This window comes from Streptomyces sp. NPDC090994 (assembly GCF_044768905.1).
GTDB lineage: Bacteria > Actinomycetota > Actinomycetes > Streptomycetales > Streptomycetaceae > Streptomyces.
Window position 1 is genome coordinate 59,492 of sequence record NZ_JBIVWS010000030.1, and the last position, 11,345, is coordinate 70,836.

Genomic DNA, 11,345 nt, shown 5'->3' on the forward strand with positions numbered 1-11,345 from the left:
AGCGTTGCTGTGGTGGTGATGTGGGGGTGAACGGGCGGGGGCGCGGCCGGCCCCCGCCCGTCAGCGAGGGCTCAGTAGCACTCGATGCCTTCGCCGTCGCCCTTCTTGAGCGACATGTGCAGACCGCTGAGCTTGAAGGTTCCGGCGGTGGTGGCCCACGCCGTCTGCTTCACGTCGGTCAGCACGGCCTCGTCGGCCTGCTGGGCGAAGCCGCCCGGGTTGGCCCGTTCGCTGTCGACCTCCGCCTTCTTCTGGCCGGGGCCCTTGTCGATGGACCCGGCCGCCACACCGATGTCGATGTTCTTGAAGGTGGCGTCCGCCTGCAGATCGGCGACGTCGATGTACAGCTGCTCGGCGTAGACCGCTTCCTGCTTCTGCGACGTGTCGCCGGCCTCCAGCCGCAGGGTGATGGGACCCAGCAGCGGGACGTTCGTGACGACCGACTGGCACAGCTTGTCGATCTCGGCGGAGGTGAACGCCGAGACGGCCACGGCGTTACGGCCGCTCGCGCCGTCGTTGTAGGCCCCGTACTGCGAGAACCCGTGACCGGTGAGCTCCTTGGCCGTCACCTTGAACTGCTGCCCCGACACACTGAACGAAGCGGCGAGCGCCCCCTGCGCCAGAGCGACGCCTATCGCGGCCGTCGCGGCGACGCTGGGCACCATCACCACAGCGAACCGCTTCCATCTGGTCCCACCACGCACTTGGGACTCCATATTTCCTCCTTCTCGGACGTACATCTCCTGGCCTCGGCTCGCCCCCAGACGGCGGCTCGGCCGGGCAGGGATGGGAGAAGTGCTACGTCCTCGGGAAGGAGAGCGCCCGCGGTCGACGGCGCGCACCACGCGCCCGAATCACCGGCGATCACCCCCGAGCGACAACCACTGGTCGCGCCTGACACGCATCACGCACAACCTTGCGGACAGGCTCCGCCGAAAAGGGCGAAGACCCCCCTGCCCAAGGGCCGGCTCCACTGCCGCCGGTCCTGCTCGGTGGGGACCCAGGAAGCCCGTGACCCGATTGGCTGTCGGGGTACGGGAACGGACCGAGCGTGGCCGATCGTGGTGCATTCTCGGCGCCCGCACAAGGGGCGCCGTTACTGGCTAGTAACGGGGCGATAACCATGGGTCGACGCAGGGGTCCCGCCCGGCGACGCTGGGTGTCTCCGGACGACGGGACAAAGCCGCCCTTCACCGGACAGATTCCCGCACTCCCCTGCCGGTGACTTACTCGCAGTAACAGCGGCCGCGATTACCAAGTTTTGGTAAAGCACGGTCGTCCTGCGGCTCCGCCGACGTTTCTCTTCACTCGGGCACCGCCCGGCCGGAAGATCGTCGGCCGGGCGGTCGGGAGAGGCGCGGGTCCGGTCAGAACAGGGCGCGGGCGAGCGCCCGGCGGGCCGCCGTCACCCGCGGGTCGTCGGCGCCGACGACCTCGAACAGCTCCAGCAGCCGCACCCGTACGGCGTCCCGTTCGTCGCCGAAGGTGCGCCGCACCGTGTCGATGAGGCGCCCGAAGGCGTCCTCCACGTGACCGCCGACCAGGTCGAGGTCGGCGGCGGCGATCTGCGCCTGCACGTCGGCGGGCTTGTCGGCGGCGTCCTTGCGCACCTGCTGCGGGTCCAGCTCCTGCACCCGCTGGAGCAACTCGGCCTGGGCGAGGCCGAGTTTGGCCTCGGTGTTGCCCGGGTCCTCGTTCAGTACGTTCTGGTACGCGCGCACCGCGCCGCCCAGGTCGCCCGCGTCCAGGGCCTGTACGGCGGCCTCCAGCGCGGCGTCGTGCGGTCCGGCCGGGGCGGCGGGGGCCTGCTGGGCGGCGCCCGGGTCGGCCTCGGGGTCGACGACCAGGCCGGTCAGGCCGAAGCGCTGCTCGGCGACCTGCACCAGCTGGTCCAGGGTCTGGCGGATCTGGGCCTCGCCGGCGGCACCCTGGAAGAGGGGCAGCGCCTGCCCCGCGACCACCGCGAAGACGGCCGGGATGCCCTGGATGCCGAACTGCTGCATCAGCATCTGGTTGGCGTCGACGTCGATCTTGGCGAGCACGAACCGGCCGTTGTACTCGACGGTGAGCCGCTCCAGGACCGGGCTCAGCTGCTTGCAGGGCTCGCACCACTCGGCCCAGAAGTCGATGACGACCGGGACCTCGGTGGACCGCTGCAGGACATCGAGTTCGAAGCCCGCCTCGTCGACGTCGATGACGAGATCGGCGGGTGAGACGGCACCCCCGCCGCCCTGCTGCGCGGCCTGGGCGCGGGCCTGCTCCGCCTTGGCCTTGGCCTCCTGGGCCGCCTTCACCGCGGCGAGGTCGACGACCCCGCTCATGGACATGTTCCGTGGCTGCATGCGCCTATCCTCCCCCGTACCGCGCGCGTCCGTGAAAAGCGGCCTGAAACCCGCTCCGAAGTGTGCTGTTCGGCGCCAGGTCCCCACCTGGCGCCGGTGGTCGTCGCTCCAGCCTGAGGTCACCCTCGCTTTCGCTACGAGTCGTAGCGTAATGCCCTGCGCACCCCCCGCGATACGGCCCCTTGGTGATCTCCCTCACGACGTCCCCCGCCAAACCCGCGGATAGGGTCGAGGGATGCCGAACCGCTCCCCCGCCGGTCGCTCCGGCCGCCCGCGCAGTGCGGCGGCCGATGCCGCGATCCTGGCCGCGACACGGGAGGCACTGGTCGAGCTGGGCTGGTCGAAACTGACCCTGGGCGACGTGGCGGCACGGGCCGGGGTCGCCAAGACGACCCTCTACCGCCGCTGGTCGGGCAAGAACGAGCTGGTCGTCGACGCGGTCGCCGAGCTGTTCGACGAACTCCGGCTGCCCGACTGCGGCTGCCTGGCCGCCGACATCGAGGGCGTGGTCCTCCAGTTCGCGTCGATCCTGGACCGCCCGGAGGCCCGCAGCGGCCTGATGGCGGTCGTCGCCGAGTCCACCCGCGACGCCGCCCTGCGCGAACGCATCCGCCGCTCGATCGTGGAACGCCAGAAGGGCCTGGTCCTGGAGGGCCGCGCCCGCGCCCAGGCCCGCGGCGAACTCCCGCCCCAGCCCGACCCGGACGAGGCCGCCCGCACCGTGGACCTGATCTTCGACGTGGTGGCGGGCGCGGTGGTGCACCGGACGCTGGTGAGCGCGGAGCCCGCCGACGAGGCGTGGGTACGCGGTTTCACCCGGGTCCTGCTGTCGGGCCTGACCTCCCGGCCGGCCGAGTAGGCCCCGGGGTGGGCCCGGGGTCGGCCCGGGGCGGGCCCGGGGTCGGCCCGGGGCGGGCCCGGGGTCGGCCCGGGGCGGGCCCGGGGTCGGCCCGGGGCGGGCCCGGGGTCGGCCCGGGGGTCAGAACCCCGCCGGCTCCGTGTACACCCCCCACTCCTCCCGCAGCACCCCGCAGATCTCCCCGAGCGTCGCCTCCGCGCGTACCGCGTCGAGCATCGGCTCGATCATGTTGGCGCCGGAGCGGGCCGCGTCGAGCATGGCGTCGAGGGCGGCGCGTACGTCGGTGTCGTCCCGCCCGGCCCTGCGCTCGCCCAGTGCCCGCACCTGCTCCCGTTCCACTTCGTGGCTGACCCGCAGTATCTCGAGGTCGCCGGTGACGGAGCCGGTGTGGGTGTTGACGCCGACGACCCGTTTGTCGCCCTTCTCCAGGGACCGCTGGTAGCGGAAGGCGGACTCGGCGATCTCGCCGGTGAACCAGCCGTCCTCGATGCCGCGCAGGATGCCGGAGGTGATCGGGCCGATGGGGTGCTGTCCGTCGGGGTGGGCGCGCTGCCCCCGTTCCCTTATCCGCTCGAAGATCTTCTCCGCGTCCCGTTCGATCCGGTCCGTCAGCTGTTCGACGTACCAGGAGCCGCCGAGCGGGTCGGCCACGTTGGCGACACCGGTCTCCTCCATCAGGACCTGCTGGGTGCGCAGGGCGATCTCCGCCGCCTGTTCGGAGGGGAGGGCGAGGGTCTCGTCGAGGGCGTTGGTGTGCAGGGAGTTGGTGCCGCCCAGTACGGCCGCCAGAGCCTCCACCGCCGTACGGACGACGTTGTTGTAGGGCTGCTGCGCGGTGAGGGAGACGCCGGCGGTCTGGGTGTGGAAGCGCAGCCACTGGGACTTCTCCGACCGCGCGCCGTACACGTCGCGCATCCAGCGGGCCCAGATGCGGCGGGCCGCGCGGAATTTCGCGATCTCCTCGAAGAAGTCGACGTGCGCGTCGAAGAAGAAGGACAGGCCGGGGGCGAAGGTGTCGATGTCCAGGCCGCGGGAGAGGCCCAGCTCCACGTACCCGAAGCCGTCGGCCAGGGTGTACGCCAGCTCCTGCGCGGCCGTGGAGCCGGCCTCGCGGATGTGGTAGCCGGAGACGGAGAGCGGCTTGTAGGCGGGGATACCGGCCGCGCAGTACTCCATCAGGTCGCCGATCAGGCGCAGGTGCGGCTCGGGCTGGAAGAGCCACTCCTTCTGGGCGATGTACTCCTTGAAGATGTCGGTCTGGAGGGTGCCGTTGAGGACGGCCGGGTCGACACCCTGGCGTTCCGCCGCGACCAGGTACATGCAGAAGACGGGGACCGCCGGGCCGCTGATCGTCATCGACGTCGTGACGTCGCCGAGCGGGATGTCACGGAAGAGGACCTCCATGTCGGCGGCCGAGTCGACGGCCACCCCGCAGTGGCCGACCTCGCCGAGCGAGCGCGGGTCGTCGGAGTCGCGGCCCATCAGCGTCGGCATGTCGAAGGCGACCGAGAGGCCGCCGCCGCCGTTGCGGAGGATCATCCGGTAGCGCTCGTTGGTCTGCTCGGCGTTGCCGAACCCGGCGAACTGGCGGATCGTCCAGGTCCGGCCCCGGTAGCCGGTCGGGTACAGGCCGCGGGTGAAGGGGTACTCGCCCGGCCAGCCGATCCGCTCGAAGCCCTGGTAGGTGTCCCCGGGGCGGGGGCCGTACACCGGCTCCACGGGGTCGCCGGAGAGCGTCGTGAAGTCCGCGTCGCGCTTGCGCGCCGCGTCGTACCGGGCCTGCCAGCGTCGGCGGCCCTCCTCTATGGCGTCAGCGTCCATACCCTGAATTTACTAGGACGTCCTAGTATCTGTCGATGGCATACCGCCGTACGTGTGTACGGCGGTGGTGGCGGGTGCCCTACGCCTTGACGGGCGCGGGACCGCCGGCCTCGGTGAACTTCGCCTGGAGTTCCGGGGTGATCCTGCGTTCGACGAAGAACGCGGCCGTCGGGATGGTCCCGGCGAGCAGCACCCACAGCTGCTTCTTGACCGGCCACTTCGCCTTGGCGCCCAGGTCGAAGGCGAAGACGAGGTAGATGACGTAGAGCCAGCCGTGCGCGATGCTGACGACGCGGGTGAAGTCGTCGGCACCGTTCATGTCCAGCACGTACTTGCCGATCATGCCGAGGCACAGCAGGATCAGCAGGACACCGGTGACGTACGCCATGACCCGGTAGCGGGTCAGCACGCTCTTTTTCATGGGTACGAGCGTAACGAGGCGTTCCGGGCGATCTTGCGGCGCCCCGCCCCCGGCTCAGTCCTCTTCGAAGTCGCCCGCGGCCACCCGCAGCGGGCGCAGCATCGCGAAGATCTCGCCGCACTCCTCGGCGTCGTAGGCGCCCAGGCCGAAGTCCATGGCCATCAGGTCGCGGGTGGCGGATTCGACCACGTCGCGGCCCTTGTCGGTGATCGAGGCGAGGGTGCCGCGGCCGTCGTTGGGGTTGGGGCGCTTAGCGACGAAGCCCGAGGTGACCAGGCGGTCGACGGTGTTCGTGACCGAGGTGGGGTGGACCATGAGCCGCTCGCCGATCTTGGACATCGGCAGCTCGCCCGACTTGGAGAAGGTGAGCAGCACCAGCGCCTCGTACCGCGCGAAGGTCAGCCCGTACGGCTTGACCACCGCGTCGACCTCGGCCAGCAGGATCTGCTGGGCCCGCATGATCGAGGTGATGGCGGCCATGGAGGGCACGTTGCCCCAACGGCGCTTCCAGCTTTCGTCGGCGCGGGCGATGGGGTCGAAGGAGAGACTGAGGGGCTTCGGCACGGCATCAGACCTTACCGGCCGGTCACATGCCGGTCAGCTCTGTCCCGCTTTTCGGACCGGGTGGTGCGGGGGCGGCGGCCGGGGATCGTGGGGCGCGGGGCGCGGGCGTACTCGGGCGCGGAGCGCGGGCGTACTCGGGCGCGGAGCGCGGGCGTACTCGGGCGCGGGCATGGCGATGCGAGGGGCGGCGCGTCCGGTATGTAACGATGCGTGGTGGATCGTTACGCTTACTTACCTCTGCTTCAGGGAGCAGCATGTTCCGGCTGATCCGCACCCTCGCGCCCCTCACCGCCCTCGGGCTCGCGGCGGGCTGTTCCTCCGCGGCCGACGTCGACGAGGCGTCCGTGGCCGCGGTCCCCTCCCGGAAGGCGGCCGGCTCCGGCTTCTGGGTCGACCCGGACAGCCCCGCCGCCCGGCAAGGCCGGCAGTGGCAGCGGCAGGGCCGTTCCCAGGACGCCGAACTCCTCCAGCGGATCGCCGGGCAGCCGGCCGCGCTCTGGCCGGCCGGCGAGATCGACCCGACGCCGCTGGTGCGCCGGGCCACCCGGGCGGCGACGAAGGCGGGGAAGACGGTCCTGCTGACCGCCTACAACATCCCGCACCGCGACTGCGGCCAGCACTCCGCCGGGGGCGCGGCCGGCGCGGCGGCCTACCGGCAGTGGATCGGGAAGTTCGCCGACGCCATCGGTGACGCCAAGGCCCTGGTGGTGCTGGAGCCCGACGCCGTCGCGCACATCGTGGACGGCTGTACGCCCGGCGAGCTGCACGCCGAACGGGAGCGGCTGCTGGGCGAGGCGATCACCCGGCTGAAGGAGCAGCCGCACACCAAGGTCTACCTCGACGCGGGCAACCCGTCCTGGATCAAGGACCCCTGGGCGCTGGTCGAACCGCTGAAGCGGGCCGGGATCGAGGACGCCGACGGCTTCGCGCTCAACGTCTCCAACTTCCAGACGAACGCCGACACCACGGCGTACGGCAAGAAGCTGTCCCAGGGGCTGGGCGGCAAGCACTTCGTGATCGACACCAGCCGCAACGGGAACGGGCCGCTGCCCGGCGTCTGGTGCAACCCGCCCGGCCGGGCGCTGGGCACCCGGCCGACCACCGACACCGGGGACCCGGTCGTCGACGCGTACCTGTGGATCAAGCGGCCCGGGGAGTCGGACGGCACCTGCGCGGGCGGGCCGGACGCCGGGCGGTGGTGGCCGGAGTACGCACTGGGGCTAGCCCGTAACGCCCGTGATGCCGGTGATGCCGGTGATGCCGGTGATGCCGGTGATGCGGAGTGACCTGGTCTACTCGACTTTGATCCACTTCGCCTTCGACGGGGTGCCGGCCGAATCGGTGACGAAGAGCATGTACCAGCCGGGCGGGACCAGGGTGCGGTCCTCGGGGATGTCGAAGGTGACCGACTTCCCCTTCTTGGTCACGTCGAGTGCGATGGAGCGCTGTTCGACGTCGGTGGTGTGGGTCACCGCGCTCGGGCGCATCAGGCGGGCCTCGGCGATCCGGTCGGGGTGGTCGGTGCGGTAGGTGACGCGGTGGTTCGCGTCGAGGGTCTCCGGGCCGTCCTTCAGGGCCGGGCGGGCGGCCGTGTTGCGGTGCAGGGCCGGCGGGGTGAAGACCTCCATCCGCTGCTCGAAGTGGCCGAGCTTGGTGTTCTGCTGGTCGTCGAAGAGCGGGTCGGAGCCGAAGGTGGCGACCCGGCCGTCGGGCAGCAGCAGCGCCTCGGAGTGGTAGTTGCGGCCCACGGCGGGCGCGGCGGCCTCCTTGAAGGCGTTGGTCCCCGGGTCGTAGAACTGCGCCTTGAGGATGTTGCTGGCGCTGCGGCCGCGGTAGTCCTCGGAGCCGTTGGACGTGAAGACGGTGTCGTCCGGCATGATCACGCTGTTCAGGTAGCGGGTGCCCTGGGGGAGGTCGGGGCCGGGCTTGAAGACCGGGTTGTCCTCCTTGAGGTCGACGACGGCCGTGCGCGGGGTCGACTTCTCCGACTCGCCGACCCCGCCGCCGCCCAGCACCATCACCTTCTGGTCCTGCGCGGGGGGCAGGAGGAGGGACGCGGAGGTTTCGAGCTGGTCCGGGTCGGTGAGGCCGGGGACCTTCTGGAAGGTGTTGGTCTCCAGGTCCCACAGGCCGGGGACGCGGCCCTGGTCGGCGGGGCCGTAACCGGCGTTGGAACCGGAGTAGAAGAGCTTGCCGCCCTTGGTGAGGAAGAGGGCCGGGTAGGTGGGGAAGTAGCGCTTGGGGCCCGGTGACCACTTCTTGGTCTTCGGGTCGTAGATCTCGTTGTCGCCCGGGTCGATCATGCCGACGTCGTCCAGGCCGGAGGCGGCGAGGATGCGGCCGTCGTCCAGGCCGACGAGGGTCGGGTACCAGCGGGCCTTGTCCATCGGGTCGACGGGGACGTACTTCTCGGCGACCGGGTCGAACTCGTAGGCGGCGCGGATGCCCTGGTAGTCCTGCTTGTCGAGGGTGATCTTCTCGCTGAGGCCGTACGCGTTGTCGGCGTCCTTGCCCTTCAGACCGACGATCTCGTACTGGGCCTGGGTGTCGGTGACCGACAGCGGGCCCTTCTCGGCGGCCTCGACGAAGACGCGGCGCTCGCTGGCGGTGACTTTCGTCTTGTACGGCTGGACGACGCCGCGCTCGTCGCGGGTGATCTCGAACTCGCGCTTGGCCTTGGGGACGGTCACGTCGAACTTGGAGACGTACTCGACGCCGGCCGGCGAGCGGAAGCGGGTGCCCTTGGGGAGGTGGACGGCCTTGTCGGGGTTCTCGTTCTTCACGCGCATACCGCCGCCGGCCCGTTCGACCTCGCCGTCGAGGAGTTCGTAGCGGGCGGTGCCGCCGGCCACCAGCATGCGGCCGTCGGGGAGCTGGGCGTGGCCGGAGCAGAAGAAGTCCTCCGGGGTGGGGATCTTCTTGAAGGTGTTCTTCTCCGGGTCCCACAGGACGGTGTCGAAGGAACCCGCGTCGAACTTCTTCTGCTCGTTGCCGGAGCCGGCGACGATCAGCACCTTGCCGGTGTGCAGGAGGGCGGCGTGGATGGCGTTGGTGCGGTACTCCTCCGGGATGTCGACCTGGTTCCAGGAGCCGTACTTCGCCTTGTAGGACGGGCGGGAGATCTTGTACGCGTGGTACTTCTCGCCGGCGAAGTCGAGGGCGGCCGGGGCGTTGAGCGCGGCCAGGACCGCCAGGCCGCCCACGCCCAGGACGGTCTTCTTGGTCTTCTGCGAGGGCTGGTAGGCCATGGCCTAGTTACCTCCTGTCATGGTGCCGGAGACGGTCGACGTGATTCCGGTGGTGGCGAAGGCGGGGGTGGGGGTGGGGGTGGCGGTCGCGGTGGCGGTCGCGGTGGCGGTCGCGGTGGCGGTGGTCGCTTGGGGGACGTCGGGCGGGTAGGCGGGCATGGGGGGTGCCGCGGGGGTGGGGGTCGGCTTCGCCTTGCGTGCGCGGTGGTTCGTGGTGGCCCAGACGGCGAAGGGGGCCAGGGAGATGGCGGTCGCCAGGAGCGCCCAGGTGCGCATCGCCACGTGGGTGTGGTCGAGGACGGCGGACGCGATCAGGGCGGCGACGAGGACGGTCGCCCAGGTGAGGTGGATGCGGAAGGTGAGGGGGCGGTCGGGGCTGGCGTCGCCGCCCTTGGGGGTGACGACGAAGCGGCTGGGGCGGCGCAGGAGCGCTTCGCTGAACGACTTGAGGTAGATCGGGGCGGAGATGGCCGACATGGCCATGCCGGCCAGGCCGCCGGAGCCCTCGGGTTCGTGCGGGGAGACGTTGTGGCGGCGGTTCCACAGGTAGAGGCCGACCTGGAGGGCGGCGGCGTCGCTGTAGAGCATCAGCCAGACGGAGGCGGCGACCTCGGTGCCGGAGGCGCCGAAGCAGAGGAAGAGGAGGCAGCTGAGGATGCCGAGGAACCAGTTGACGGCCGTCATCGGGTAGTAGACGAGCATCAGGGTGTAGGAGAGCAGGCGGCCCGGGGGCATCCGGAAGAGGGCCTTGCGGTACTGCTTGAAGAGGGTCTCGTAGGTGCCTCTGGACCAGCGCATCTGCTGGGTGAAGAAGTCGGTCCAGGAAGCCGGGCCCTCGCCGACGGCGAGGACGTCGGGGGTGTAGACGGACTGCCAGTGGTGGCCGGTCAGCGGGTTGCGGCGGCGGTGGATCTCGAAGCCGGTGGCCATGTCCTCGGTGATCGAGTCGTACAGGCCGCCCACCTGTTTCACGGCCGCGATCCGTACGACGTTGTTGGTGCCGACGAACATGGGGGCGCGGTAGCGGTTGCCGGCCCGCTGGATCAGGGCGTGGAAGAGGTACTGCTGGGACTCCGCGGCCTTGGTGACGGGGTTGTGGTAGTTGCCGTACACCTGGGGGCCGACGACGAAGGCGACGTCCGGGTCACGGAAGTAACCGAGCATCCGCTCCAGGAAGTCGGGGAGCGGGACGTGGTCGGTGTCGACGGAGGCGAAGAAGTCGTAGGAGTCGCCGTGCATGGCGATCCAGGCGTTGTAGTTGCCGTGCTTGGTGCGGGCCTTGTGGACGCCGGTCTCCTGGTTCCACTCGGGGACGCCGTGGCGGGTGAAGTGGTGGACGCCGAGCTCTGCGCAGAGGGCCTTGGCGGCGGGGTCGTCGCCCTCGTCGAGGAGCCAGACGTCGAGGACGCTGTCCTTGCCGGGGCGGGTGAGGCGGGTGGCGCCTTCGAGGGTGGCGCGGACCATGGAGAGGGGTTCCTTGCCCGGGACGTACGTGGTGAGGAAGGCGACGCGGGTGCCGGGTTCGGGGGTGACGGGGACGGGGTCGCGGGCGACCATCGTGGCGTGGGCGATGGAGACGACGTTGACGACCATGAACAGTTCGATCAGGCCGATCGCTATGAGCATGGTGACGTCGAGGGCGGTCAGCCAGCGGTCGGCGCCCTCCCTTTCCACCCAGTGGGTGGGCCAGACGAGGTAGACCAGCAGGGCGCCGGTGAGCAGCGGCGCGAGGGTCATGAGGAGGACGGCTTTTATTCGGTGGGGCTCGCGGGAGAGCAGCGAGGTGTACTGCACCCGGTACGCGGTGCCGGACGGCTCGGTGAGCGGTCCGGCCAGTCGGCTGTGGGTGTCGTAGTCGTAGCCCTCCGGCCGCACAGCGCCCTCCAGTGAGTGGGGAGTGATCTAGCGATCTACCCATACGAAAGTGGAGATTTGGGGGCGTGTCGAACTGGGGGCGTCCAGGTGGGGGGTGCCTGCGGCGCCTGTGCGGGTCCAGTGGGGGTGCGCGTAGCGCCCAGTCGTGTGCGGGTGGGTCGGGGCCGGGGTGGGGGGTGTCCGTCCTCGGAACGGCGCGGAATCGGTCACTTACG

Annotated in this window: 9 protein-coding genes; 2 read left to right on the plus strand and 7 right to left on the minus strand. The window is 70.6% G+C overall.

The features are described from left to right. Window positions 1-71: 71 nt before the first annotated feature. Both ACIQR3_RS34820 and ACIQR3_RS34825 read right to left on the minus strand, forming a co-directional pair. Window positions 72-716, minus strand: coding sequence for a DUF6230 family protein (locus tag ACIQR3_RS34820; protein WP_403545105.1), 645 nt, complete (start codon window positions 714-716; stop codon window positions 72-74). A gap of 651 nt (window positions 717-1,367) precedes the next feature. Next, window positions 1,368-2,342, minus strand: a complete 975-nt coding sequence (locus tag ACIQR3_RS34825) for a tetratricopeptide repeat protein (RefSeq protein ID WP_403545107.1) — start codon at window positions 2,340-2,342, stop codon at window positions 1,368-1,370. 235 nt (window positions 2,343-2,577) lie between these two features. Between ACIQR3_RS34825 and ACIQR3_RS34830 the strand changes: the two genes are divergently transcribed. Beyond that, window positions 2,578-3,201, plus strand: a complete 624-nt coding sequence (locus ACIQR3_RS34830; RefSeq protein WP_403545109.1) for a TetR/AcrR family transcriptional regulator — start codon at window positions 2,578-2,580, stop codon at window positions 3,199-3,201. 120 nt (window positions 3,202-3,321) lie between these two features. Here ACIQR3_RS34830 and ACIQR3_RS34835 read toward each other — a convergent pair whose 3' ends face one another. From ACIQR3_RS34835 to ACIQR3_RS34845, 3 genes are all read right to left on the minus strand, one after another. Continuing rightward, the gene (locus ACIQR3_RS34835; protein WP_403545111.1) at window positions 3,322-5,022 is read right to left on the minus strand and encodes a methylmalonyl-CoA mutase; all 1,701 of its coding nucleotides are present in this window, start codon (window positions 5,020-5,022) and stop codon (window positions 3,322-3,324) included. 79 nt (window positions 5,023-5,101) lie between these two features. Next, the gene (locus tag ACIQR3_RS34840; RefSeq protein WP_215173326.1) at window positions 5,102-5,443 is read right to left on the minus strand and encodes a DUF3817 domain-containing protein; all 342 of its coding nucleotides are present in this window, start codon (window positions 5,441-5,443) and stop codon (window positions 5,102-5,104) included. Between the two features lie 54 nt (window positions 5,444-5,497). Beyond that, complete coding sequence (locus ACIQR3_RS34845) at window positions 5,498-6,007, minus strand: MarR family winged helix-turn-helix transcriptional regulator (RefSeq protein WP_403545113.1); 510 nt, start codon at window positions 6,005-6,007, stop codon at window positions 5,498-5,500. A gap of 254 nt (window positions 6,008-6,261) precedes the next feature. Between ACIQR3_RS34845 and ACIQR3_RS34850 the strand changes: the two genes are divergently transcribed. Next, window positions 6,262-7,293: a glycoside hydrolase family 6 protein gene (locus ACIQR3_RS34850; RefSeq protein ID WP_403545115.1), complete on the plus strand. Its 1,032-nt coding sequence runs from the start codon at window positions 6,262-6,264 to the stop codon at window positions 7,291-7,293. Window positions 7,294-7,299: 6 nt separating this feature from the next. Here the strand turns inward: ACIQR3_RS34850 and ACIQR3_RS34855 are convergent, their stop codons facing one another. Both ACIQR3_RS34855 and ACIQR3_RS34860 read right to left on the minus strand, forming a co-directional pair. Continuing rightward, window positions 7,300-9,255: a galactose oxidase-like domain-containing protein gene (locus tag ACIQR3_RS34855; protein WP_403545117.1), complete on the minus strand. Its 1,956-nt coding sequence runs from the start codon at window positions 9,253-9,255 to the stop codon at window positions 7,300-7,302. 3 nt (window positions 9,256-9,258) lie between these two features. Next, the gene (locus tag ACIQR3_RS34860; protein WP_403545119.1) at window positions 9,259-11,130 is read right to left on the minus strand and encodes a glycosyltransferase family 2 protein; all 1,872 of its coding nucleotides are present in this window, start codon (window positions 11,128-11,130) and stop codon (window positions 9,259-9,261) included. Window positions 11,131-11,345 lie beyond the last annotated feature (215 nt).

Bases quoted from the DNA above. Each gene is read 5' to 3' on its own strand.
- ACIQR3_RS34855 (WP_403545117.1), bottom strand. From the start codon at position 9,255: ATGGCCTACCAGCCCTCGCAGAAGACCAAGAAGACCGTCCTGGGCGTG.
- ACIQR3_RS34820 (WP_403545105.1), bottom strand. From the start codon at position 716: ATGGAGTCCCAAGTGCGTGGTGGGACCAGATGGAAGCGGTTCGCTGTG.
- ACIQR3_RS34850 (WP_403545115.1), top strand. From the start codon at position 6,262: ATGTTCCGGCTGATCCGCACCCTCGCGCCCCTCACCGCCCTCGGGCTC.
- ACIQR3_RS34840 (WP_215173326.1), bottom strand. From the start codon at position 5,443: ATGAAAAAGAGCGTGCTGACCCGCTACCGGGTCATGGCGTACGTCACC.
- ACIQR3_RS34825 (WP_403545107.1), bottom strand. From the start codon at position 2,342: ATGCAGCCACGGAACATGTCCATGAGCGGGGTCGTCGACCTCGCCGCG.
- ACIQR3_RS34830 (WP_403545109.1), top strand. From the start codon at position 2,578: ATGCCGAACCGCTCCCCCGCCGGTCGCTCCGGCCGCCCGCGCAGTGCG.
- ACIQR3_RS34835 (WP_403545111.1), bottom strand. From the start codon at position 5,022: ATGGACGCTGACGCCATAGAGGAGGGCCGCCGACGCTGGCAGGCCCGG.